Genomic DNA, 24,372 nt, shown 5'->3' with positions numbered 1-24,372 from the left:
CTTCGCGATCCTTGTCCACGAGCCCACCCTTTGTCGGTATCAAATGATACTTTTTCTCTTGAGTCAACCCGGTGGCTAATCAATCATTGATAGGACGGTACCAAATGCGCACCTCGGATACCGTCGCCGCAATCGGCCTCGCCATCGGCGGCGCGTTGGCATGACGGGGACCTTCGATGCCAGCGATGCGCTGCGTGAGACGCTGTGGACCATCGACGGTGTCGGCATCGTCGTCGCGGCAGCGCTGCTCACCATGAAATACCAGCGGCTCGGCAATGACCTCGTCGCGGCCGGCTTCCTGACTTTCCTCGCCGGCGAAAGCCTGCTTCTGGCCGGCAATGCGGCGGGGCTGCAGGTTTCCGTGCCTTCCTATGCGGGCGCCATTGCGCTCTGGGCGGCGGGGCTGGTGATGGTCAGCGCGCAAGCCAATTTCGCGCTGTGGATGCGGCTCCCGGCTTTCGTCGCCGCCGTGCTCTTCGCCGTCTCGGTCCTTATGATCCTGTGGGCGCGCCGCTGCTGCCCACGTCGTCGCCGCTGCCGGCGCTCGGCTATCCGTTCCTGGTGCTGACCTTCATCGGCTGGATCTGGACTTTGCTGCAGCCGGAGCGTTGAGTGCCTAGGCCATGGCCGCGCCGCTCGAACTCCGCAACAGCCCGTCGGGAAAGATCCTGCCCGCCGTTGGGCCATTCCTGATCGGCGGCATTTTCGGTTTCGGCGCGCTGCAGGGCGCGGCTTCGGGGGCGGATGGCGGGCATGTGCTGTGGATCGCGCTGCTCGGCGCCGCTTGTCTCGGACTCGGCGCGTTCATCGCGCGCGGCGCCTTCGACACTTCGGTCAAGGTCGTGCTGGACAGCCACGGCTTCCGCGATGCTCGCGCCGGCGACGTGCTGGTGCCCTGGAGCAAGGTGCAGAGCGTGCGGCTCGCCGCCGGCGGCAAGGGCGCGGCGATGCTCAATTTCGAGCTCACCGAGGAGCCGCCCGACGCAATCCGATATTCCTCCGCCAATGCCTTCGGCCTGATGCCTTTCGGCCGGAACATCGTGCATATGGAAATCTCCTCGCTCGACGTGCGCGGCCAGGACCTGGTGGACGCGGTGAAGACGTTTGCGCCGCATGTGGTGGTGAGGAGGTAGCGAGGCCCCCTCATCCGGGTGAGGGTGCTTCCAGATGCCTCCCGTGCTCTACTCCCCCCGGGACCTCGCCATGATTCGCGCTCTGCTCGCCTTTCTTCTCCTCACCGCGCCGGCCTTCGCCGCCGACATGTCGGTGTTCGTGCGCAACCAACGCTCCGACGGCGTCGCGCTGGAGCTGTTCAGCCGCGACAGCCAGAAAGTCTGGCCGGGCGACGACAAGGTGTTCCTTATCCGGCCGAAGGCGAAGAAGTCCGTGCCGATCTCCTGCGAACCGGGCGAGCATATCTGCTGGGGCGCCTGGGTGGTCGGCGACGATTCCGTCACCGCCGGCGTCGGCCCCGACAACGACCAGCCGTGCGACACCTGCTGCTTCATCTGCACTGACCACTCGACGGAGACGGTGGATCTGGCGGAGTAGGGCACCCCTTCTCCCCTTGTGGGAGAAGGTGGATCGGCGCGCAGCGCCGAGACGGATGAGGGGTGTTGGACGGAGTGCGATGTTGGAGAATTGGACGAAATGAGGCCTAGTCTTCCGCCATGCCGCATCAACCCGTAACCCCGGCCAAGCGCAATTTCGCTCGTCGGATGCGGCGCGAGTCGACAGAAGCGGAGGACCGTCTGTGGCAGGAGCTGCGCGGCCGCCGTCTCGACAAGATCAAGTTCCGCCGGCAGGTGCCAGTGGGTAGATTCGTTGCCGACTTCGTTTGCGCCGAGGCTCGGCTTATCATCGAAATCGATGGCAGTCAGCATGCGGACTCGCCCCACGACCAGGAGCGCGACGCCGAATTGAAGGCGAGGGGATTTCGCGTGTTGAGGTTCTGGAATGACGACGTTCTGAAGGAACTCGATGCTGTCTGCGATACCATCATTGCCTATGTGCGGGACGAAGATCTGCAGCCTTGGCGATGATGCCGATGGGCGTATTTGCCAAGCTGGAGCACCCCTCATCCGTCTCGGCGCTGCGCGCCGATCCACCTTCTCCCACAGGGGGAGAAGGGAGCTTGCCCCTCCCTTGGCCCATCGCTCCCGCCTTTATCCGCCGGCCCGTATCGGCTAAGGGGCAGGCACCAAACCTCTCGCCCGGACTTGCCACCGCCAAATGACCGCCAAGCCAAAACCGCTCTTCCTCGGCATCGACACCGGCGGCACTTATACCGATGCCGTGCTGTGGTCGGAGGAGGGCGGGCCCCTGGACAACCCGAGCAAGGGCAAGGTGCTGGCCAAGGCCAAGGCGCTGACCACGCGCCACGACCTCGCCGTCGGCATTTCCGGCGCGGTCGACGCGGTGCTGGAAAAATCCGCCACCGACCCGGCCGCGATCAAGCTGGTGTCGATGTCGACCACGCTTGCCACCAACGCGCTGGTCGAGGGCCAGGGCGGGCGCGTGGCGCTGGTGATGATCGGCTTTGCCGAGGCCGACCTTGCCCGCGACGGGCTGAAGGCGGCTCTGGGCAGCGATCCGGTGGTGTTCTGCCCCGGCGGCCATGACGTGCACGGCAATGCCGCGAAGCTCGATCTTTCCGGCCTCGAGGCGGCATTGCCGGAGCTCGGGCGTTCAGTGTCGGGCTTCGCCGTCTGCGCCTATTTCGCCACCCGCAATCCGGCGCATGAGCTCGCCGCGCGCGACCTGATCCGCGAAAAAACCGGCCTGCCGGTCACCGCTAGCCACGAGCTTTCGGCCAAGCTCGGCGGTCCGCGCCGCGCGCTCACCACTTTGCTCAACGCCCGGCTGATCTCGATGATCGACCGGCTGGTCGCGGCGACCGAAGGCTTTCTTGACCAGCGCGGCATCGCCGCACCTTTGATGGTGGTGCGCGGCGACGGCGCGCTGGTGTCGGCGGCCTTCGCCCGCCAGCGGCCGATCGAGACCATCCTCTCCGGCCCGGCCGCCAGCCTGGTCGGCGCCCGCCACATGACCGGGCTGGACGACGCCATGGTCTCCGACATCGGCGGCACCACCACCGACGTTGCGGTGCTCGATAGCGGCCGGCCGCGGCTCGATCCGGAAGGCGCCACCGTCGGCGGCTTCCGCACCATGGTCGAAGCCGTCGCCATGCGCACCTTCGGCCTCGGCGGCGACTCCGAAGTGGCGCTGGAGGACGGCGCGCTCGACCCCAAGATCCTGCTCGGGCCGCGCCGCCTGGTGCCGCTGGCGCTGGCCGGCCTGGCGCATGGCGAGGCGGTCACCGCCGAGCTGGAGCGGCAGCTGCGCGCGCCGAATCCCGGCCGCATGGACGGGCGCTTTGCCGTGCGCACCGGCGTGCCGGATCGCCTCGCCGCCGGCCTCACCGCGCCGGAAGCGAAACTCTACGAGGCGATCGGCGCCACCCCGCTGGCGCTCGACCGGCTGCTCAGCTCCAACGCCCAGAACGCCACGCTGAACCGGCTGGTGGCGCGCGGCCTGGTGCACATTTGCGGCTTCACGCCGTCCGACGCCGCCCATGTGCTCGGCAAGCAGTCGAACTGGGATCCCGCCGCCACGCGTCTCGGCGCCGAGCTGTTTTCCCGCCGCCGCGACGGCCGCGGCCAGCCGATCGCCGCGACGCCGGAAGTGCTCGCCCAGCGCGTGCTCGTCACGCTGACGCGCTGGTCGGCCGAATATATTCTCGAAACCGCCTTCGCCGAGGACGGGCTGGACGGCGCCGCGACCGTCGCGCACGCGCTGGTGCAGCGCGCCGTCGATGCGCATCCCGGCATCGCCCGCTTCAGCGTCGCGCTCGACCGGCCGGTGATCGGCCTCGGCGCCTCGGCGCCGCTGCATTACGCCGGCCTGCCGCCGCTGATCGGCAATGGCTGCATCGTGCCGGAGGACACCGACGTCGCCAACGCGCTCGGCGCCGTCGTCGGCCAGGTGCGGGTCTCAGCCGAAGCCCGCGTCAGCCAGCCCAGGGAAGGGCTTTTCCGGCTCGCCTCGGGGCAGACGGTGCGCGACTTCACCGAGGAGGAGAAGGCGATCGCCGCGGCGGAAGCCGACGTGCGGGCGATCGTCGCCGAACGCGCGAAGAATGCCGGCACCGACAGCGCCGAAATCGATGTGTCCACCGAGTTCAAGGTCTCGACGGTCGAGAACCAGCGCATGTTCATCGAGGCGCATGTGGTGGCGGTGGCCTCAGGGCGCCCAAGGATTGCGGTGTGAGCGCGCCTTCCCCCTTCTCCCCTTGTGGGAGAAGGTGTCGCCGGAGGCGACGGATGAGGGGTGCTCCAGGGAACACCAGCGCCGCACTCCGCTGGAACACCCCTCATCCGTCTCGGCGCTTGCGCGCCGATCCAGCTTCTCCCACAAGGGGAGAAGGGAAACCGCGCCGCACCTTCACCCTAAGCCGAATTGACCCTTGAACCCCAAACATGTCAAAGCCCCGGCAAAGCCTACCCATCTGGAGACGTGCTGATGACCGACCGCATCGAGATCGCCGGGTTGCAGATTGCCCGGGAGCTCCATGACTTCGTCGCCGAGGAGGCAGCAGTCGGCACCGGCATCGATCCGGAAAAGTTCTGGGAGGGCTTTTCCGCGATCGTCCACGACCTCGCGCCGAAGAACCGCGCGCTGCTCGCCAAGCGCGACGCCATGCAGGAGAGGCTGGACGACTGGTACCGCGCCAACGGCGCGCCGGTCGACATGGAGCAGTACAAAACTTTCCTCAAAGAGATCGGCTATCTGGTGCCGGAAGGTCCGGCCTTCAGCGTCTCGACCGAAAACGTCGACCCGGAGATCGCGGTCGTCGCCGGGCCGCAGCTGGTCGTGCCGGTGATGAACGCGCGCTATGCGCTCAATGCTGCCAATGCGCGCTGGGGCTCGCTTTATGACGCGCTCTACGGCACCGACGCCATTCCCGAGACGGGAGGCGCCGAAAGGGGCAAGGCGTTCAATCCCACGCGCGGCGCCAAGGTGATCGCCTGGGTCAGGGACTTCCTCGACCAGTCCGTGCCGCTCACCACCGGCAAATGGGCCGGCATCAACGGGCTCTCGGTGGCGAACGGCGCGCTGAAGGTCGGCGAAGGCGCCGGCGCCACCACGCTTGCCGACCCGAAGCAGTTCGCCGGCTACCGCGGCGACGCCGCCACGCCGGAAGCCGTGCTTTTGGTAAAGAACGGCCTGCATATCGAGATCGTCGTCGATCATGCCAGTCAGATCGGCAAGACCGATGCGGCCGGCATTGCCGACGTCGTCCTCGAGGCCGCCTTGACCACCATTCAGGATTGCGAGGATTCGGTCGCCGCCGTCGATGCCGAGGACAAGGTCGTCGTCTATCGCAACTGGCTCGGCCTGATGAAGGGCGACCTGGCGGAAGAGATCACCAAGGCCGGCAAGAGCTTTGTCCGCAAGCTCAATCCGGACCGCCGCTACACGGCGCCGAATGGCGGCCAGCTGCTGCTGCCCGGACGCTCGCTGATGCTGGTCAGGAATGTCGGCCACCTGATGACCAATCCGGCGATCCTCGACCGCGACGCCAACGAGGTGCCGGAAGGCATCATGGACGCGGCGCTCACCGCGCTGATCGCGCTGCACGATGTCGGCGACAACGGCCGCCGTGCCAACTCCCGCGCCGGCTCGATGTATGTGGTGAAGCCCAAGATGCACGGGCCGGAGGAAGTCGGCTTCGCCGTGCAAATCTTCGATCGCGTCGAGGCCCTGCTCGGCATGGCCAAGAACACCATCAAGATGGGCATCATGGACGAGGAGCGGCGGACCACCGTCAACCTCAAGGAAGCGATCCGCGCCGCAAGGGAGCGCGTCGTCTTCATCAACACCGGCTTCCTCGACCGCACCGGCGACGAGATCCACACCTCGATGGAAGCCGGCCCGATGATCCGCAAGGGCGACATGAAGCAGGCCGCCTGGATTTCCGCCTATGAGGCGTGGAACGTCGACACCGGCTTGGAATGCGGCCTCGCCGGCCACGCCCAGATCGGCAAGGGCATGTGGGCCATGCCGGATTTGATGGCGGCGATGCTCGAGCAAAAGATCGCGCACCCCAAGGCCGGCGCCAACACCGCCTGGGTGCCGTCGCCGACCGCGGCGACGCTGCACGCCACCCACTATCATAAAGTGGATGTGCACGCCGTGCAGGCGGCGCTGAGGAGCCGGCCGAAGGCCAGGCTCGACGACATCCTGTCGGTGCCCGTGGCGGTGCGGCCGAACTGGACCCCGGACGAGATCCAGCGCGAGCTCGACAACAACGCGCAAGGCATTCTCGGCTATGTCGTGCGCTGGATCGATCAGGGTGTCGGCTGCTCGAAAGTGCCCGATATCAACGATGTCGGCCTGATGGAGGACCGCGCCACGCTGCGCATCTCCTCGCAGCACATCGCCAACTGGCTGCGCCACAAGGTGTGCTCGGAGATCCAGGTCCGGGATTCGCTGCAGCGCATGGCGGCGATCGTCGATCGCCAGAATGTCGGCGACCCGTTCTACCGGCCGATGGCGCCGGATTTCGACAAGTCGATCGCCTTCCAGGCCGCCTGCGACCTGGTGTTCAAGGGGACAGTCCAGCCCAACGGTTACACCGAGCCGGTGCTGCATGCGCGCAGGCTGGAGCTGAAGGCGAAGGACCGGGCGGGGTAGCGCCGGAAATCCGCGCCAGGGACCTTACGCCGCCTGCGCCATGCGCTCCGCGCTCATGCGGTAGGAGATCGCCTCGGCGAGATGGATGCGGCCGACGGTTTCGCTGGCGTCGAGATCGGCGAGCGTCCGCGCGACCTTCAGCACGCGGTGATAGGCTCGCGCCGAGAAGGCGAGCTTTTCGCTGGCGTCCTTGAGCAGCGTCAGCCCGGCGGCGTCGGGCCTGGCGATCGCCTCGATGACCGAAGGCGGGCAGTGCGCGTTGGTGGTGGCCGCCGCACCCAGCCTTTCCAGCCGCTCGCGCTGCATGGCCCGGGCGCGCGCCACGCGCTGCGCCACAGCGGCGCTGGTCTCGGCCTTGTCCGGCCGGATCAGGTCGCTTGCCGAGACCGCCGGCACTTCGATCCTGAGATCGATGCGGTCGAGCAGCGGGCCGGAAATGCGCGCCTGGTATTCGGTGCGGCAGCGCTCGCCCCGCAGGCAGCGATAGCCGGGCTCGCCCGACATGCCGCAGCGGCACGGGTTCATCGCCGCCACCAGCTGGATGCGCGCCGGATAGGTGACGCGGTGGTTGGCGCGCGCGATCACGCAGTCGCCGGTCTCCAGCGGCTGGCGCAGCGCGTCCAACGTCTGCGGCGTGAATTCCGGGAACTCGTCGAGGAACAGCACGCCGTGATGCGCAAGCGACACTTCGCCCGGCCGCACGCGCAAGCCGCCGCCCACCATCGCCGCCATCGACGCCGAATGATGTGGCGCGCGGAACGGCCGTCGGTCTGTCAGCTTGCCTTCGCCGAGCTCGCCCGCCACCGACGCGATCATCGAGACTTCGAGCAGCTCCTTCGGCGCCAGCGGCGGCAGGATCGAGGGCAGCCTTTGCGCCAGCATCGACTTGCCCGAGCCCGGCGGTCCGACCATCAGGAGATTGTGCCCGCCCGCCGCCGCCACTTCCAGCGCCCGCTTGGCGCTTTCCTGGCCCTTGATGTCGGCAAGGTCCGGCAGATCGCGCGCGGCGACCTGGATGCCGGCCTCGGGACGCGACAGCACCTGGGTGCCGCGAAAATGGTTGGCGATGGCGATCAGGCTGCGCGGCGCCAGGATATCGAAATCCTTGCCGGCCCAGGCTGCCTCCGGCCCGCAGGCGAACGGACAGATCAGCCCTTTGCCTTCGGCGTTGGCGCCGATCGCCGCCGGCAGCGCGCCGGCGACAGCGGCGATGGTGCCGTCGAGCGACAATTCGCCGAGCACGACATAGCCGGCCAGCATATCGCCCGGAATGGCGCCGAGCGCGGCCATCAATCCGAGCGCGATCGGCAGGTCGTAATGGCTGCCTTCCTTGGGCAGGTCCGCCGGCGCGAGATTCACCGTCACCTTCTTCGACGGCATCGACAGGCCGGACGCATGAAGCGCGGCCTGCACGCGTTCCCGGCTCTCTGCCACCGCCTTGTCCGGCAGGCCGACGATCTGCATGCCGACCTTGCCCGGCGCGATCATCACCTGGACATCGACCGGCACGGCCTCGATGCCCTGGAAAGCCACCGTGCGAACCCGCGCTACCATCTTGTCTCAAGCCCCCGGATACCGGCTCGCTCGCCGGTCCTGCGATCAGGCGGCGAGCGGGATCAGGTTAGACAACCACAGATTTGCAGCTTAAGCAAGAACATTACGGGAACATACGGTCCCGCCCACCGGGCAGCTGAGGGGCGCTACTTCCGCTTCCCTTCGACGCAGTCCCAGAACAGGGCAGCAATGTCCGCGCCGCCGAAGCGCCGCACCTCGCGCACGCCGGTCGGCGAGGTGACGTTGATCTCGGTCATGTAGTCGCCGATGACATCGATGCCGACGAGGATGAAGCCGCGTTCCCTGAGCGCCGGCCCGATGCGGGCGCAGATCTCGCGTTCGCGCTCCGTCAGCTCGGTCTTCTCGGCGCGGCCGCCGACATGCATGTTGGAGCGCGAATCGTGCTCGGCCGGCACACGGTTGATGGCGCCCACCGGCTCGCCGTCGATCAGGATGATGCGCTTGTCGCCCTTGCGCACGTCCTTGAGATAGCGCTGCACGATATAGGGCTCGCGGAACAGCTGGCCGAACATTTCGAGCAGCGAGGCGAGGTTGCGGTCGGCCTCGTGCAGATGGAAGATGCCCGCCCCGCCATTGCCGTAGAGCGGCTTGACGATGATGTCGCCGAACTCCTTGCGGAAGGCGGCCACCTCCTGCGGATCCTTGGTGATCAGCGTCTCCGGCATCAGGTCCGGGAATTCGGTGACGAAGATCTTTTCCGGGCTGTTGCGCACCCAGGCCGGGTCGTTGACCACCAGCGTCTTCGGATGGATGCGTTCCAAAATGTGGGTTGTGGTGATGTAGTTCATGTCGAAGGGCGGGTCCTGCCTGAGCAGCACCACGTCCATCTCCGACAGATCGGTGCGCACCGGCTCGCCCAGCGAATAATGACTGCCCTTCTCGTCGCGCACCTGCATCTCCTCGGCGCGCGCGAACACCTTGCCGCCCCGCATCGACAGCCGGTCGGGTGTGTAGTGGAAAAGCTGGTGGCCGCGCCGCTGCGCTTCCAACGACAGCGCGAACGTGGTGTCGCCGGCGATCGACACCGTCGAGACATGGTCCATCTGGACGGCGATTTTCAACGGCATCTCGGGTCTCCGGCAATCTCTGCCGCCGATATAGGGAAATCGGCGGCTTCTGCCAATCGGCCAGAGATTATCGGTCGAAGACCAGCCGGGAATAGCCGACGAAGGACAGCGCCATCGCGACCAGCGAGGCGACCGTCAGCGCCGCCAGCGGCGGCAGGGAGGGCAGCGCGAACAGAAGGGCACAATAGGCGAGATAATTCACGATGCTGGTGGCGACGCCGACCCCGCCGTAACGCGCGCCCTCCTGCGCGATGCCTCGGCTCGACGGCGCAAAGGTCAAATGCCGGTTGATCTGCCAGGTGACGGTGAGCGCGAAGCCGATCGACAGCACGCGTGCCGCCAGCGGCCCGAGCGGCGTGACGGAAAGCAGCAGCCAGAGCGCGGCCGCATCGGCAACGAAGCCGGTGCCGCCGGCAAGCACGAAGCGGGCAAGCCGGACCATCAGGCGGCTCGCGAGGCCTTGCCCGGCTCCCTCTTCGGGGAGGCCTCGCCGTTGAAGCCCGCGCGTCGCTCGATGCGGCCGGCAGGGATGGAAAGATAGAAGATGCGCTTCTGTTCGGCCCGGCCGCGCGACACCGAATCGAGGATCAGCCCGGTGACCATCGCCAGCATGGACAAGAGGAGCAGGCCAACCGACAGCACCCAGGTCGGCATGCGCGGAACAAGTCCTGTCTCGGCGAACTCGATCAGCACCGGGATCATCAGCCCGATGCTGGCCGCCAGGAAGAACAGGGCAAACGTGCCGAAGAAACGCAGCGGCTGCGTCTCCTTCACCAACATGGCGAACATCCACAGGATCCTGGCGCCGTCGCGGAAAGTCGACAGCTTCGACGATGAGCCTTCCGGGCGGCGGCCGTAGTCGAGCGCCATCTCGTTCACCGGCAGCTTGAGCTGCGAGGCATGGACCGACATCTCGGTCTCGATCTCGAAGCCGCCGGAAACCGCCGGGAAGCTCTTGACGAAGCGCCGCGAAAAGACCCGGTAGCCGGAAAAGATATCGGTGAAATCGGCGCCGAACAGGCCCTTGTAGAGCCGGTTGAAGATGCGGTTGCCGAAGGCGTGGCCGGAGCGGCCGGCGTCGTCGGTGACGCCCCGCCGGGTGCCCACCACCATGTCCGAGCGCTCGGTCAAGAGTGTGTTGATCAGCTGCGGCGCATCTTCCGGCGCGTAGGTGCCGTCGCCGTCCGCCATCACATAGATGTCGGCGTCGATGTCGGCGAACATGCGGCGCACGACATTGCCCTTGCCCTGGCGCGGTTCGCGCACGACGACCGCGCCGGCCGCGCGGGCCCTGAGCGCGGTCAGGTCCTTCGAATTGTTGTCGTAGACATAGACCGTCGCGGAGGACAGCGTCTCGCGGAAGCGCCGCACGACCTCACCGATCGTCAGCTCCTCATTGTAGCAGGGCAGGAGCACGGCGATCGCCGGCTCGTTGCGGACCTCGTGCGGCATGCCTATCTCCGGTGCCCGGGCCCAGCCGACCAGCCGCGCCAATGCCGGTCCCAATGCCGGCGTCTCCGGGCCGCTATACTATTTATTGAAGCTGTTAATGCCCGGTTTAAGCCTCCATCGCCAAAGACCCTGGACCGCCAGGCATGGCGCCAAGGCCCATTTTCGCGATCTTCAGAAAATCGATTTTCCGATACCTTTCCTAAACGCTTTGCTGCCAGTCTGGTTACAAATTCCCCCGTCAGAACAGGGACATGATGCAAACGACGTTTGGCACCGGGCAGCCAGGCAGGGAAAACGCGGATCTGGCCTTCACCGATCCGCTGACCGGACTTGGCAACCATCGTCGCTTTTACGACAAGGTCGATCGCCTGATCAGCGATCGCGCCGACGATCCCGCGCCATTCACCGTCGGCATCCTCGACCTCGACGGCTTCAAGCCGATCAACGACCTGTTCGGCCAAAAGGCCGGCGACGACATCCTGATCCAGGTGGCTATGCGCTTGCGTGCCTCGATGGATGGCTATTCCACCGTCTGTCGCATCGGCGCCGACGAGTTCGCCTTCCTCTACCCGATGGTGTTCAGCGAGGAGCAGGCGGCCGAGAAGTCGCGCATGCTGATCGAGATCCTGTCGGCACCCTATGATGTCGGCGAGCGCACCGCCAGATTGTCGGCTTCGGTCGGCTGCTCGCTGTTTTATTCCGGCGACGAGACCACAGAGATCCTGATCAACAAGGCCGAGACCGCGCTCTACCACGCCAAGCGCTCGGGCCGCGGCCGCGTCGTCGTCTACACACGCGAGATGGAGGAGGCCGCCAAGCGCGTCACCCGCATCGAGCAGGCGCTGCGCCGCGCCGTCTCGGCCGGCGAGGTCGAGCCGCATTTCCAGCCGATCGTCGACCTCACCAGTCGCCGCACCATCGGCTTCGAGACGCTGGCTCGCTGGACCGATCGCGATCTCGGCATGGTCCCGCCGAGCGTGTTCATTCCCATCGCCGAGGAGCGCGGCATCATCGGCCCGCTGTCGCAGCTGGTGCTGCGCAAGGCGACCGAGGCGGCGCGCAACTGGCCGAAGGACCTGTTCCTGTCCTTCAACCTGTCGCCGTCGCAGCTTGTCGACCAGAACACCGGCCTGCATATCCTGGCGATCCTCGACCGCACCGGATTCGATCCGCGCCGGCTGGAGATCGAGATCACCGAAACCGGCCTGATGACCGACCCGGCTTCGGCCGAGAAGATCGTCGAGGATCTGCGCCGCGTCGGCATCCGCGTCTCGCTCGACGATTTCGGCACCGGCCAGTCGTCGCTCGGACGCCTGCGCGAATTCCATTTCGACAAGCTGAAGATCGATCGCGCCTTCGTTTCCTCGATCCTCGAAGACCGCCCCTCGGAACACATCATCCGTGCCATTCTCGCCATGTGCGAAGGACTCGGCATGGACGTTGTGGCCGAAGGCATAGAGGAGGAAGCGCAGGCCGACCGCCTCGTCCAGTTCGGCTGCGCGGGTGGCCAGGGGTATCTGTTCGGCAAGCCCGTCGATGCCGACGCCACGCTTGGCTATCTGCGCGATTCCTATCGCGGCGCGCTGCGCGCCAAGGCGATCTGATCGACCAACCTGCGATCCAAGCCGACCCGTCTGCGCCTCACGGAAGCGCGGCTGCTATTTTGTCAGACATATTGCCGCCGAAATCGCCTTTTCACCCTTGCTCCCGGGGCCGGCATGGCTAGGATGCGCGCCGGCCAAAGGGAGACAGAAATCATGATGCCATCGGCGCGTTTCGCCGACCTCGACGGCGCCTCGGTGTTGATCACCGGCGGCGGTTCCGGCATCGGCGCGGCGCTGACCGAGGGCTTCATGCGGCAAGGCGCCAAGGTCGCCTTCATCGACATCGCCGACAAGCCCAGCACGGCGCTGGTCGACCGTCTGGAAAGGGAGCTTGGCCGGCGTCCGCTCTATCTCAAGACCGATCTGCGCGACGTCGAGGCGCTGCGCGCCGCGGCAGCGAAGGCGGCGAAAGCGCATGGCGATGTCACGGCGCTGGTCAACAACGCCGCGCTCGACGATCGCCATGAGGTGAAGGATGTCACGGTCGAGTTCTGGGACAACAACCTGGCCATCAACCTGCGGCCGCATTTCTTCACCGCCCAGGCGGTGGCGCCGGGCATGAAGCGCGCCGGCCGCGGCTCGATCATCAATTTCAGCTCCACGTCCTACCTCATCAACCATCCCGACCTGCCGGCTTATACCGCCGCCAAGGCCGGTATCCTCGGCCTCACCAAAGGTCTTGCCGGCAAGCTCGGCGCCGACGGCATCCGCGTCAACGCGGTTGCGCCCGGCTGGGTGATCACCGAACGCCAGCGCGAGCTTTGGGTCACCGAGCAGGCGCTTGACGCCCATGTCGCCAAGCAATGCATCAAGCAGCCCATGCAGCCCGACGACATTGTCGGTACGGTGCTGTTCCTGGCGTCGGACGCCTCGCGCATGCTGACCGCGCAAATGCTGATCGTCGACGGAGGCGTGCTGTGAGCGGCGCGCCTGCGGTCGCCGCCCTCGACTGGGGCACGACCAGGCTCAGGGCCTGGCTGCTTGACGGCGCGGGTCAGGTGCTCGCCGAGCGGCGCGGCGACGACGGCCTGATCACCGCGCGCGAAAAGGGTTTTGCGACGGTGCTGGAAGGCCATCTCGCCGCCATGGGCGCGCCGGAGTCCCTGCCCGTCATTATCTGCGGCATGGCGGGTTCCCGCCAGGGCTGGATCGAGGCGCCATACTTCACCGTGCCTGCGCCGATCGGCGCCATCTTGGCAGGCGCCGCCCGCATCGAAGGCGAGCGCCGCGACATTCGTATCGTGCCCGGCCTCGCCCAGCGCCTCGCCGACGCCCCGGATGTCATGCGCGGCGAGGAGACGCAGCTTGCCGGCGCGAATTTGCCGGCAAAGGGCCGCCACCTCGTCTGCATGCCGGGCACCCATTCCAAATGGGTCGTGGTCGAGGACGGCGCGGTCGCCGGCTTCGGCACCTGGCCGACCGGGGAGTTGTTTTCGGTATTGGCCGCGCATTCGATCCTGAAACATTCGCTGGGCGAGCATCCGGCACCGGTCACGGCGGATAGTCCGTTCTTCCGTCAGTGGTGTGAGCGCGCGCTGGGCGAAGGCGGCGACGTTACCTCAAAGCTGTTTGCGATCCGCGCCGCCGGGCTGCTGCAAGATTTGAAATCCGACGAGGCGGCGGCGTGCCTGTCCGGGCTGTTGATCGGCGGCGAGATCGCTTCGGCGAAGCGGCGCTACGGCATCAGTGAAGCGCCCGTCGTGCTGATCGCTTCCGGCGCGCTGGCTTCGCTCTATGGCGCCGCTCTTGGCTTCGCCGGTCTTGCTTTTCGGGTCGTCGATGCGGATGAAGCGGTGCGCGCCGGCCTTGTCGAAGCCGCGCGCGAGAACCGCATGATCGGAGGCGACGCGTGACGCAGACAGCACCCTTTCCGAGACTGAAACGCGGGCTGGTCGCCATCTTGCGTGGCCTCAAGCCGACAGAGGCGATCTCAATAGGCCAGGCGATCTTCGACGCTGGCATCGAGGCGATCGAGGTGCCGCTCAATTCGCCGGAACCGTTTTCGTCGATCACCAGGATCGCCGAAGTCCTTCCGGAAACCGCGCTGGTCGGCGCCGGCACGGTGCTGACGGCGGCCGATGTCGATGCCTTGCACAAGGCCGGCGGCCGGCTGCTGGTCAGCCCCAACATCGATGCCGATGTCATGGGCCGCGCCATGCAGTATGGCATGGTGACGATGCCGGGCGTGTTCACGCCCACCGAGGCCTTCCAGGCGATCAGGCTCGGTGCTTCGGCGCTTAAATTCTTCCCGGCAAGCGTGCTCGGCGCCGGCGGCATTTCGGCGATCCGCGCCGTGCTGCCGGCAACCGCGCTGATCGGCGCCGTCGGCGGTGTTTCGGACAAGGATTTTGCCGGCTACAAAGCCGTCGGCGTCAGCGTCTTCGGCCTTGGGTCGAGCCTATATAAGCCGGGCGCCAGCGTCGATGAAGTGGCTGAGCGCGCCCGCGCCGCGGTCGCGGCCTGGGACGAAGCCTTCGGAGGGATTTGATGGACAGCGTTTCGGTCTTCAGCGATCACATTTGCCAGTTGGGGGAGGGACCGAGCTACGATCCCGGCACCGAGACACTGTTCTGGTTCGACATCGTCAATGGCAAGCTTCTGGAAAAGCCGCTCGCCGGCGCGCTGAAAATCCATGATCTCGGCGTGATGGCCAGCGCCATCGCCGTCATCGACGATGCCCGCCAGCTGATCGCCACCGAGATTGGCCTGCAGGTCCGCGATGTTGCGACCGGCAGGCTGACGCTGCACACGCCGATCGAAGCCGACAATCCGCTGACCCGCTCCAACGATTCCCGCGTCCATCCCTGCGGCGCGTTGTGGACCGGCACGATGGGCAAGGACGAGGGCAAGGGCGCCGGCGCGATCTACTGGTTCTTCAAGGGCGAGCTTCGCCGACTGTTCTCCGACATTACCGTGTCCAACTCGATCTGCTTTTCCGACGACGGGACGATCGCCTATTACACCGACACCGCGACCGGGCTTCTGATGCGCGTCGCTTGCGATCCGGCGACCGGCCTGCCGACGGGCGAGCCGAACATCTTCGTCGATCATCGTTCGCAAAAAGGCTATGTCGACGGCTCGGTCGTCGACCGCGACGGGGTGCTGTGGAACGCCGTCTGGGGCGGCAAGGCGGTGAAGGCCTATTCGCCGGACGGCATGCTGCTGCGCGAAATCCCGATGCCGGTAACGCAGCCTTCCTGCCCCGCCTTTGTCGGGCCGAACGCCGACCGCCTTGCGGTGACATCGGCCTGGAAAGGCAAGGACGACAAGCAGCGCAAGCTCGATCCTCAGGCCGGCATGACCTTCCTGCTCGACATTCCGGTCCGGGGCCGCTTCGAGCCGCGCGTGCTGATCGCCTGAGCGGCTTGCGCATTATCGCTCGCTCAGGTCGGTTTCCTGAAAGCCGATTGCAACCGCCATGCGATGGTAGCACCTGACGCTTCTGGGAGCTTCCATGCCGAGCAACGGCCCGACGCTGATCCTTGTCCATGAGCCGGAGAAGGCTTGCTTCGACCGGCTGGTCGCCGACGGCTACCCGACGGAACGCGCCATCGAGGTATCGTCCTATCTGGCGCAGTCGACCGATCTCGCGCCCGAATTCGGCCAGCTCGCCGCCGCTTGCGAAACGCGCGGCCTAACCTTCATGGCCGTCGAGCTGGACGACGCCGCGACCGTCTTGGCGAACGCCGATCCCGCCAAAACCCTGGTCTGGACGCTGACCGACGGCATCGCCTATTTCCGCGGCGGCGCTTCGCCTGCGCTGGCAAGGCTGAATGGACTGAAGACGATCGGCGCCGACGATTCGTTGTTCGCGCTCTGCCAAGACAAGTTCCGCTCCGGCGCCGTGCTCGGCGCGCTTGGCCTGCCGGTGCCGCCGGCCGGGCTGGCCCGGAATGGGAAATGGCTGGTCGAGCCACCGGCCTCATCCGCCGGCTGGTTCGTCAAACCCAACCGGCTCGGCGCCAAGATCGGCATCTGGCCGGATTCGCGCTGTCGCGATCTTGGTCATGCGCAGGAGCTCAGCCGGCGTGTCTTTGACCATTATCGCGACGATGTCGTCGTCCAGCCTTATGTCGCCGGCCGCAATGTGCGGGCAAGCTTCCTCGGTCTGAAGCCGGATACCGGCGTCGAGGCGCTCGGCATCGCCTTCGTCGAGTCCGGCGGCGACTTCCAGACCATGGCCGACTCTATGGCGCTCTATGGCGATAGCGGCCAGGCCGCCAGGGACGCAGGCACCTATGCCGAGCCGGAACTCGAGCAGGTCGCCGCCAGCCAGCCGGCGGCCGATCGCGCGATCCGCGCCATCGCGCAGGAGCTGATCGCCGGGCTTGGCCTGAAGGACGTCTTCTCGGTCGATTTCAGGGTCGAGGCCGACGACACCATCCATCTCATCGAGTTCGAAGTCTGTCCCGGCCTGCCCTGCTTCGATTTCCGCGACTATTGCCGCAGGCAATGGAGCATGAGCCTGGCGGATGCGATGGCGGAGACGGCGACCAGCCGGCTGAGGGCATAAGCTTAGGGATTGGACCGGTCTGCGGCAGCGGAGCGGCTTTGAGACGCCGGCGGGACAGAGGGGGGCGCGAAGGATCGCTGCAAATCTTGTTCTGCGCCACCGCACTCTTTGATCATGTCAAGGCAGGACGATGCGCCCTGGGCCTAAACCCCCTCGACCAGCACGATCTCGCCGTCGGCCACTTTCTGCCGGATGGCGACGGCGCGCTGATATTCTGGCGAGTGGTAGCAGTCATGCGCGGCGGCAAGCGATTCGAACTCGATGATCACGTTGCGCGCGCGGCCAGGCCCCTCGGCCTTCTCATGCTCGCCGCCGCGCGCCAGGAATTTCGCGCCGAAGCGCTCGAAAGCCGGTTTGGCCGCGGCGACATAGTCCTTGTAGCCTTCCGGGTCGCGCACATCGACGCGGGCAACCCAATATCCCTTTGGCATTCTTTTCTCCTATTTCTTTTCGCGAGCAGACGGACTTATGCCGAGCACATTTCGGCCAAGATTGCCCCGGCCGCCGCCCGCCGATCCGGCGCCTTGACGATCGGCCGGCCGACGACAAGGTGGCTGGAGCCGTTGCGGATCGCCTGCGCCGGCGTCACCACACGCTTCTGGTCGCCATGGGCGCTGCCGCTCGGCCGTATACCCGGCGTGACCACGGCCATGTCGGGACCGACGATCCGGCGCACGGTTTCGGCTTCCTCGGCCGAGCAGACGATGCCGCCCATGCCGGCATGCAGCGCCTGTTCGGCGCGCCTCAGCACCAGCGTGTGCGGATCGTATTCATAACCGGCATCGATCATGTCCTGCTCGTCCATCGAGGTCAGCACGGTCACCGCAAGCAGGCAGAGCTCGCTGCCTTTGGCTGCTTCCACCGCCGCCTGCATAGCCTTGGGATAGGCATGCAGCGTCAGCATCGAGACCCCCATCCTGACGATATTCTCGACCCCCTTGGCCACCGTGTTGTCGATATCGAGCAGCTTCATGTCGAGGAAGACCTTGGTGCCGCCGCTGGCGAGCTCGCGCGCGAAATCGAGCCCGCCGGCAAAGGCGAGCTGATAGCCGATCTTGTAGAAAGAGACGCTGCCTTCGAGCTCGCGCACCGTCTGTTCGGCTTCTTTCAGCGTCGGCACGTCGAGGCCGACGATCAGCCTGTCGCGCATGGTCTCGACCGGATGCATCAGACCTCGATCCTCACGGACAGCATGCGCGAGGTTTCGATCAGTGTACGGCATAGGCGCTCCATCGATTGGTGCAGTCTGGCGTCGCGGAATTGTCCGTCCTCGGCGAAGGCTTCATCGGCGCCGGAAACCGAGCATTCCGGCGTGATCACTTCCATCTGGCAGCGCACCAGCACCGCGCGCAGATGGTTAATGCAGCGTATGCCGGCAAACTTGCCCTCGGAGGAGGAGCAGAGCGCGACGGGCTTGCCGTAAAGCGGCCTGAACGAGCGGCTGCCGTCGCGCCGGAGCCGGCTCACCCAGTCGATGGAATTCTTCAAGAGCGGCGGGATCGAGCCGTTATATTCAGGCGTCGCGATCAGCAGCCCGTCATGGGCGGAAATCTGATGCCCGAGCTTCACGGCATTCTCGGGAATGCCTTTGTCCTTCTCAAGATCCTCGTCCATGATCGGCAGCGGATAGTCGCCGAGCGAGATGCGGGTCACCTCCGCACCCTGCATGGCGAGTTCCTTTTGCGCCACATCGGCCGTCCGGCCGCTGAAAGCGCCGGTGCGGATCGAGCCTGCAAAGACGAGGATTCTTGCGATTACTGCCATCGGCCACCTGTCGAGAGACGTATAGGTCGAAGAGCGATCAATCCCCAAGCGCTTTCGATGGCCAAGCGCTTTCGGTCAACATGCCTCGCGCCGGTAGATCCACAGCTGCGTCGGCGGAATGTTGCGGATGATGAAATCGAAATGCTTGACCGTGTAGTCGCCGCGGCCGGGCGGAATCGGCGAGAGCGGGCCGTAGGTCAGCTGCACGATCGGCCGGCCGACGGGAATGCGGTCGAGCAGGCTTTCGATGTAGGCGATGCGCTGGGCGACCGGGAAATTGAGCAGCGGCACGCCGGAGACGACCGAATCGAACACCAAGTCGCGCTTGTCGCCGAGTGTTGCGTCGAGGTTGAAGGCGTCGCCGTCGATGACGTTGACGCGCGGATAGAGCCGGCGCAGATGGCGCACGAAGTCGGTCGAGTATTCGATCGCGTAGAGGTTCTCCGGCTTCACGCCCTGGGCCAGGATGGCACGGGTGATGACGCCGGTGCCGGGGCCGACCTCCAGCACCGGCAGGCCCGATTTCGGGTTGACGATCGAGGCCATCTTGCGGGCGGTCACGGAACTGGTGGGAACGATCGAGCCGACAGCTTTCGGCTTGTCGATCCAGCCTTTGAAGAACTTCAGCTCGTCGTCGAATTTTTCCGCCAGCGCTTTGCGCAACCCGGGACCACGTGCCATGCGAGCTCTCCTCAACGCTCCCCGACCCGCTACTTAGCAGCTAGGTGGAACAAGGCAAGGCAAGATCTGGCATAAGATGTTGATGACGTTGAGGCAGCGCGTCAACCCCTGCCGCATCCCACTCAGGGTTCGCCGAAGGATTCGAAAAAGTCCTTCATGCGGGCGAAGAAGCCGCTCGACTGGGGCGAATTGTCCTTCGAGGAGAGCTGCTCGAACTCTTCCAGGAGCTCGCGCTGGCGCCGCGACAGGTTCTGCGGCGTCTCGACCGCCGTCTGGATGTAGAGATCGCCGACATTGGGCTGCCGCAGCACCGGCATGCCCTTGCCCTTCAGCCGGAACTGGCGGCCGTTCTGGGTGCCTTCCGGCACTTTCACCTTGGTCTGAGTGCCGTCGAGCGTGGTGACCTCGAACGAGCCGCCGAGGGCGGCGGTCGTCATCGAGATCGGCACCTTGCAGTAGAGGTCGGCGCCGTCGCGCTGGAAGAATTCGTGCGGCTTGACGGCAAGGAAGATGTAGAGGTCGCCCGATGGGCCGCCGCGCAGGCCGGCCTCGCCCTCATTGGCAAGCCGGATGCGGGTTCCGTCTTCGATGCCGGCCGGTATGTTGACCGACAGCGAACGCTCCTCGGTGACGCGGCCCTGGCCGGCGCATTTCGGGCAGGGGTCCTTGATCGTCTGGCCGCGCCCCTGGCATTGCGGGCAGGTGCGCTCGATCGAGAAGAAGCCTTGCGTTGCCCGCACCTTGCCATGGCCGTGGCACATCGCGCAGGTGACCGGCTGCGTGCCGGGCTTGGCGCCGCTGCCGGAGCATTCCGAACAGGAAATCGATGCCGGCACGCGGATCTGCGCCGTCTTGCCCAAAAACGCCTCTTCCAGCGAGATTTCCATGTTGTAGCGCAGGTCGGCCCCGCGCTCGCGGCCGCCCGACGAGCGGCGCTGGCGGCCACCCATCATATCGCCGAAAATGTCTTCGAAGATGTCGGCGAAGCCGCCGGCGCCGAAGCCGTGCGCCGCGCCATTCATGCCGCCCTGCTCGAAGGCGGCGTGGCCGAAACGGTCATAGGCCGCGCGCTTCTGCGGGTCCTTCAGCGTCTCGTAGGCTTCGTTGATTTCCTTGAACTTGTGCTCGCAGGCATGGTCGCCGGGGTTGCGGTCGGGATGGAACTGCATGGCGAGTTTGCGGAAAGCGCTCTTCAGCTCCTTGTCGTCGGCGCCTTTTTGCACGCCCAGCGTTTCGTAGAAATCAGCTTTCATTTTTTCCCGCTGTCCGGATGCTCAATGTCTTCAAGCATTGTCGCGTCGTCGCCGGCACGTTGTTCGATTTAGGAGCGATGTTGCCCGGATGCCAGAGCCGAGCCGTGCTCACCGGTGTTTTTCCGTCAATTTTTGGGCCAGGTCCGCACTTTTTCGGTGAAGGTTGCAAAAAAGCCCGGCCTTGCGCCGGGCTTTTCGCATTATGTGGCCGTCAGCCGGCTCAGGCCGACTTCTTCTTGTCGTCGTCTTCGTCGATTTCCTCGAAGTCGGCGTCGACCACGTCCGAATCCTTGGCGGCGTCCGCCTTGGCGTCGGCTTCGGCCGCTTCCTTCTGCGAGGCCTCGTACATGGCCTGGCCAAGCTTCATCGAAGCTTCGGCGAGCGACTGCGACTTGGCCTCGATATCGGCCACGTCATCGCCTTCAGCTGCGGACTTCAGCGCCGCAATCGCGTCGGCGATCGCGGTGCGGTCGGCCTCCGAGACCTTGTCGCCATAGTCCTTCAGCGACTTCTCGGACGAATGCACCAGCGATTCGGCCTGGTTGCGGGCCTCGACGAGGGCGCGGCGCTTCTTGTCGGCCTCGGCATTTGCCTCGGCGTCCTTCACCATCTTCTCGATGTCGGCATCGGACAGACCACCCGAAGCCTGGATGCGGATCTGGTGCTCCTTGCCGGTGCCCTTGTCCTTGGCCGAGACGTTGACGATGCCGTTGGCGTCGATGTCGAAGGTGACCTCGATCTGCGGCACGCCGCGCGGAGCCGGCGGAATGCCGACCAGATCGAACTGGCCGAGCAGCTTGTTGTCGGCCGCCATCTCGCGCTCGCCCTGGAAGACGCGGATGGTCACCGCCGACTGCGAATCCTCGGCCGTCGAGAACACCTGGCTCTTCTTAGTCGGGATCGTGGTGTTGCGTTCGATCAGCCTGGTGAAAACGCCGCCCAGCGTCTCGATGCCGAGCGACAGCGGCGTCACGTCGAGCAACAGCACGTCCTTCACGTCGCCCTGCAGCACGCCGGCCTGGATGGCGGCGCCGAGCGCGACCACCTCATCCGGGTTGACGCCCTTGTGCGGCTCCTTGCCGAAGAACTGCTTCACGATCTCCTGGATCTTGGGCATGCGGGTCATGCCGCCGACCAGCACCACTTCGTCGATCTCGCCCGCCTTCAGGCCGGCATCCTTGAGCGCCGCCTTGCAGGGGTCGATGGTGCGCTGCACGAGGTCCTCGACCAGGCTCTCGAACTTCGCCCGGGTGAGCTTCATCGTCAGGTGCTTCGGCCCGCTGGCGTCGGCAGTGATGAAGGGCAGGTTGATCTCGGTCTGCGTCGTCGACGACAGCTCGATCTTGGCCTTCTCGGCCGCTTCCTTCAGGCGCTGCAGGGCGAGCTTGTCGGCCTTGAGGTCGATGCCTTGCTCCTTCTTGAACTCGGCCGCCAGGTACTCGACCAGGCGCATGTCGAAGTCCTCGCCGCCGAGGAAGGTGTCGCCATTGGTCGACTTCACCTCGAAGACGCCGTCGCCGATCTCGAGCACCGAAATGTCGAACGTGCCGCCGCCAAGGTCATAGACGGCAATGGTCTTGCCGTCCTTCTTCTCCAGACCATAGGCAAGTGCGGCAGCCGTCGGCTCGTTGATGATGCGCAGCACTTCGAGGCCGGCGATCTTGCCGGCGTCCTTGGTCGCCTGGCGCTGGGCATCGTTGAAATAGGCCGGAACGGTGATGACCGCTTTCTCGACCTTCTCGCCGAGATAGGCTTCAGCCGTTTCCTTCATCTTCTGCAGGATCATGGCCGAGATCTGGCTGGGCGAAAGCTTCTTGCCGCCGGCCTCGACCCAGGCATCGCCATTGTCGCCCTTGACGATCTTATAGGGGACAAGCTTCTTGTCCTTCTCCGTCACCGGATCGTCATAGCGGCGGCCGATCAGGCGCTTGACCGCGAAGATGGTGTTTTCAGGATTGGTGACCGCCTGGCGCTTGGCCGGCTGGCCGACGAGGCGTTCGCCATCGCTGTTGATGGCGACGATGGAAGGGGTCGTGCGCGCGCCTTCCGCATTCTCGATAACCTTGGGCTCCTTGCCGTCCATGATGGCGATGCAGGAGTTGGTGGTTCCGAGGTCGATACCGATTACTTTTGCCATTGTTCTAGTCTCTCCTCTAAGCAGGCTCTCAGGACCCTGAATAAGGCGTTCCGACGAAAGCCCCTGTTCACAAGAAATTCCGCCACGGTCCCCGGGTTTTCAAGGCCGGGCGGTTGGCGCGTATATAAGAACAGGCGGCACGAGGCGCAAGCATCCTGCGCAACGCATCCACCAAGCCGATCCCCTGCCGGGAACGGTGCTAAATCGCCAATTTTGCGGCCGATTTGCCGCCCGATACGCCCGGACCGAGGTAAATCCGGCGCGGGCAAAAACGTCGCAGTCGCCATGATCCGGGCGTGAATGCCTGCGAACGGAGTTCCGTGGAGCTTCAGAAAGATGTGTTTTCCGCGATCGCTTGCGCCCCCCGGTCGACAGGCGGCCAGCGGTCAGGCGGCTTGCGACATCGATCTGCGCACGTCCGCGAGGATCTCGAAGGAGCGCACCCGCGCGGTGTGGTCGAACATCTGCGCCGTCACCATCAATTCGTCGGCGCCGGTGCGGCGCACGAAGGCGTCGATGCCCTGGCGGACCGTCTCCGGCGCGCCGACGACGGCACAGGACAGCGCCTGGGCCAGCATGGATCTGGCGACGGGATCAAGGTCGCGGTCGTAGTTTTCGACCGGCGGCGGCAGCTGGCCGGGCCGGCCGCTGCGCAGGTTGACGAAGGCCTGCTGCAGCGAGGTGAACAAAAGCTTCGCCTCGGCATCGGTGGGTGCCGCAAAGACATTGAGGCCGAGCATCACATAAGGCTTGTCGAGCTGCGCCGACGGCTGGAAGCGAGTGCGATAGACCTCCAGCGCGTGGTCGAGTTCGGCCGGCGCGAAATGCGAGGCGAAAGCATAGGGCAGCCCAAGCAGCGCCGCGAGCTGCGCGCCATAGAGGCTGGAGCCAAGGATCCAGACCGGCACGTCCTGGCCTTCGCCCGGCACCGCGCGGATGCGCTGACCTTCCTCGGCCGGCTGGAAATAGCCATCAGCTCGACCACGTCCTGGGGGAAGTTGTCGCTGGCCTCCAGGTTGCGGCGAAGCGCCCGCGCCGTCATCATATCGGTGCCTGGCGCGCGACCGAGGCCGAGATCGATGCGGCCGGGGAAAAGTGCTGCCAGCGTGCCGAACTGCTCGGCAATCATCAGCGGCGCATGGTTGGGCAGCATGATGCCGCCGGCGCCGACGCGGATAGTCTTGGTGCCGCCGGCAACATGGGCGATGACAACCGACGTCGCGGCACTGGCAATGCCCGGCATGTTGTGGTGCTCGGCGAGCCAGTAGCGCTTGTAGCCAAGCCGCTCGGCATGGCAGGCAAGGTCGAGCGAATTGGCCAGCGACCGCGAGGCATCGCTGCCTTGCGTGATCGGCGACAGGTCGAGAACCGAAAGGGCCGTCATTGGTCAGGTCTCCACGATTTGCTTCTGCCGCAACCGGGCCTCGAATTCGGCGCGGTCGGGAATGACGATGGCGAACTGGCCTTCCAGCACGTCGGCGAGTTCGGTCGCCGAGGCGATTTCCCGCTGCTCGCTGCGGCCGCCGAGATGATGGATAGACAGGCGGTTGTTGCGCAGCGCGAGATCGAAGTCATTCATGCAGGCGGGTCCGGTTAGACCGGACCGATATAGGCACTCGCCATGGGCGCC

23 protein-coding genes and 1 pseudogene are annotated in these 24,372 nt (G+C 65.8%); 12 read left to right on the top strand and 12 right to left on the bottom strand.

What is annotated here, in order from left to right; all coding sequences use genetic code 11:
- Positions 1 to 160: 160 nt before the first annotated feature.
- The 6 genes from EJ078_RS14660 (at position 161) to EJ078_RS14635 (ending at position 6,696) form a co-directional block, all read left to right on the top strand.
- On the top strand, positions 161 to 568 hold the full coding sequence (locus tag EJ078_RS14660) for a hypothetical protein (RefSeq protein ID WP_245456837.1): 408 nt from the start codon (positions 161 to 163) through the stop codon (positions 566 to 568).
- Between the two features lie 55 nt (positions 569 to 623).
- Positions 624 to 1,133, top strand: a complete 510-nt coding sequence (locus tag EJ078_RS14655; protein ID WP_127213847.1) for a hypothetical protein — start codon at positions 624 to 626, stop codon at positions 1,131 to 1,133.
- Between the two features lie 70 nt (positions 1,134 to 1,203).
- Positions 1,204 to 1,551, top strand: coding sequence for a hypothetical protein (locus EJ078_RS14650; protein ID WP_127213848.1), 348 nt, complete (start codon positions 1,204 to 1,206; stop codon positions 1,549 to 1,551).
- A gap of 119 nt (positions 1,552 to 1,670) precedes the next feature.
- Positions 1,671 to 2,042: a DUF559 domain-containing protein gene (locus EJ078_RS14645; protein WP_095825049.1), complete on the top strand. Its 372-nt coding sequence runs from the start codon at positions 1,671 to 1,673 to the stop codon at positions 2,040 to 2,042.
- A 190-nt stretch (positions 2,043 to 2,232) separates the two neighbouring features.
- A complete protein-coding gene (locus EJ078_RS14640) occupies positions 2,233 to 4,269 on the top strand; it encodes a hydantoinase/oxoprolinase family protein (RefSeq protein WP_208721601.1) in 2,037 nt (678 codons plus the stop codon).
- 252 nt (positions 4,270 to 4,521) lie between these two features.
- Positions 4,522 to 6,696, top strand: coding sequence for a malate synthase G (locus tag EJ078_RS14635; RefSeq protein WP_127213850.1), 2,175 nt, complete (start codon positions 4,522 to 4,524; stop codon positions 6,694 to 6,696).
- A 24-nt stretch (positions 6,697 to 6,720) separates the two neighbouring features.
- Here EJ078_RS14635 and EJ078_RS14630 read toward each other — a convergent pair whose 3' ends face one another.
- The 4 genes from EJ078_RS14630 to EJ078_RS14615 form a co-directional block, all read right to left on the bottom strand.
- On the bottom strand, positions 6,721 to 8,250 hold the full coding sequence (locus EJ078_RS14630; RefSeq protein WP_067003103.1) for a YifB family Mg chelatase-like AAA ATPase: 1,530 nt from the start codon (positions 8,248 to 8,250) through the stop codon (positions 6,721 to 6,723).
- Positions 8,251 to 8,396: 146 nt separating this feature from the next.
- Positions 8,397 to 9,338 carry a glutathione synthase gene (gene gshB / locus EJ078_RS14625; RefSeq protein ID WP_095798998.1) on the bottom strand — a complete coding sequence of 314 codons (942 nt, stop codon included), beginning with the start codon at positions 9,336 to 9,338 and terminating at the stop codon, positions 8,397 to 8,399.
- Positions 9,339 to 9,405: 67 nt separating this feature from the next.
- Entirely contained in the window at positions 9,406 to 9,780 is a 375-nt protein-coding gene (locus tag EJ078_RS14620; protein WP_127213851.1) for a GtrA family protein, read from the bottom strand.
- Positions 9,780 to 10,790: a glycosyltransferase gene (locus tag EJ078_RS14615; RefSeq protein WP_127213852.1), complete on the bottom strand. Its 1,011-nt coding sequence runs from the start codon at positions 10,788 to 10,790 to the stop codon at positions 9,780 to 9,782. The genes EJ078_RS14620 and EJ078_RS14615 overlap by 1 nt, the downstream gene beginning before the upstream one ends.
- A 254-nt stretch (positions 10,791 to 11,044) precedes the next feature.
- Here EJ078_RS14615 and EJ078_RS14610 point away from each other — a divergent pair, with 254 nt between their 5' ends.
- The 6 genes from EJ078_RS14610 (at position 11,045) to EJ078_RS14585 (ending at position 16,907) form a co-directional block, all read left to right on the top strand.
- Positions 11,045 to 12,394, top strand: a complete 1,350-nt coding sequence (locus tag EJ078_RS14610) for an EAL domain-containing protein (RefSeq protein ID WP_127213863.1) — start codon at positions 11,045 to 11,047, stop codon at positions 12,392 to 12,394.
- 153 nt (positions 12,395 to 12,547) lie between these two features.
- A complete protein-coding gene (locus tag EJ078_RS14605; RefSeq protein WP_127213853.1) occupies positions 12,548 to 13,315 on the top strand; it encodes an SDR family oxidoreductase in 768 nt (255 codons plus the stop codon).
- Positions 13,312 to 14,247, top strand: coding sequence for a 2-dehydro-3-deoxygalactonokinase (locus EJ078_RS14600; RefSeq protein ID WP_245456839.1), 936 nt, complete (start codon positions 13,312 to 13,314; stop codon positions 14,245 to 14,247). Before EJ078_RS14605 ends, EJ078_RS14600 begins: the two co-directional genes overlap by 4 nt.
- Positions 14,244 to 14,882 carry a 2-dehydro-3-deoxy-6-phosphogalactonate aldolase gene (locus tag EJ078_RS14595; RefSeq protein ID WP_095827319.1) on the top strand — a complete coding sequence of 213 codons (639 nt, stop codon included), beginning with the start codon at positions 14,244 to 14,246 and terminating at the stop codon, positions 14,880 to 14,882. Before EJ078_RS14600 ends, EJ078_RS14595 begins: the two co-directional genes overlap by 4 nt.
- Entirely contained in the window at positions 14,882 to 15,754 is an 873-nt protein-coding gene (locus EJ078_RS14590; RefSeq protein ID WP_164750349.1) for an SMP-30/gluconolactonase/LRE family protein, read from the top strand. The genes EJ078_RS14595 and EJ078_RS14590 overlap by 1 nt, the downstream gene beginning before the upstream one ends.
- Positions 15,755 to 15,848: 94 nt before the next feature.
- Positions 15,849 to 16,907 (top strand): D-alanine:D-lactate ligase-like protein, encoded by a 1,059-nt coding sequence (locus EJ078_RS14585; RefSeq protein WP_127213856.1) that lies wholly within the window; start codon positions 15,849 to 15,851, stop codon positions 16,905 to 16,907.
- Between the two features lie 143 nt (positions 16,908 to 17,050).
- Here the strand turns inward: EJ078_RS14585 and EJ078_RS14580 are convergent, their stop codons facing one another.
- The 8 genes and pseudogenes from EJ078_RS14580 to EJ078_RS14545 form a co-directional block, all read right to left on the bottom strand.
- Positions 17,051 to 17,338, bottom strand: coding sequence for a DUF1330 domain-containing protein (locus tag EJ078_RS14580; RefSeq protein ID WP_127213857.1), 288 nt, complete (start codon positions 17,336 to 17,338; stop codon positions 17,051 to 17,053).
- Between the two features lie 35 nt (positions 17,339 to 17,373).
- Positions 17,374 to 18,075: an orotidine-5'-phosphate decarboxylase gene (pyrF, locus tag EJ078_RS14575; protein ID WP_127213858.1), complete on the bottom strand. Its 702-nt coding sequence runs from the start codon at positions 18,073 to 18,075 to the stop codon at positions 17,374 to 17,376.
- On the bottom strand, positions 18,075 to 18,671 hold the full coding sequence (locus tag EJ078_RS14570) for an NADPH-dependent FMN reductase (protein ID WP_095825474.1): 597 nt from the start codon (positions 18,669 to 18,671) through the stop codon (positions 18,075 to 18,077). The genes pyrF and EJ078_RS14570 overlap by 1 nt, the downstream gene beginning before the upstream one ends.
- A 75-nt stretch (positions 18,672 to 18,746) precedes the next feature.
- Entirely contained in the window at positions 18,747 to 19,352 is a 606-nt protein-coding gene (gene pmtA, locus EJ078_RS14565) for a phospholipid N-methyltransferase PmtA (RefSeq protein WP_208721599.1), read from the bottom strand.
- 122 nt (positions 19,353 to 19,474) lie between these two features.
- Positions 19,475 to 20,605: a molecular chaperone DnaJ gene (dnaJ, locus tag EJ078_RS14560; protein ID WP_067003083.1), complete on the bottom strand. Its 1,131-nt coding sequence runs from the start codon at positions 20,603 to 20,605 to the stop codon at positions 19,475 to 19,477.
- Positions 20,606 to 20,825: 220 nt separating this feature from the next.
- A complete protein-coding gene (gene dnaK / locus EJ078_RS14555; protein ID WP_095782077.1) occupies positions 20,826 to 22,742 on the bottom strand; it encodes a molecular chaperone DnaK in 1,917 nt (638 codons plus the stop codon).
- Between the two features lie 386 nt (positions 22,743 to 23,128).
- A pseudogene (locus EJ078_RS14550) lies at positions 23,129 to 24,126 on the bottom strand (LLM class flavin-dependent oxidoreductase).
- A gap of 3 nt (positions 24,127 to 24,129) precedes the next feature.
- Positions 24,130 to 24,321 (bottom strand): hypothetical protein, encoded by a 192-nt coding sequence (locus EJ078_RS14545; protein ID WP_245459223.1) that lies wholly within the window; start codon positions 24,319 to 24,321, stop codon positions 24,130 to 24,132.
- Between the last annotated feature and the right edge of the window lie 51 nt (positions 24,322 to 24,372).

Origin of the sequence: Mesorhizobium sp. M1A.F.Ca.IN.022.06.1.1 (assembly GCF_003952605.1) — a bacterium.
Lineage (GTDB): Bacteria > Pseudomonadota > Alphaproteobacteria > Rhizobiales > Rhizobiaceae > Mesorhizobium.
This window is presented reverse-complemented; position numbering and strand designations above follow the sequence as displayed.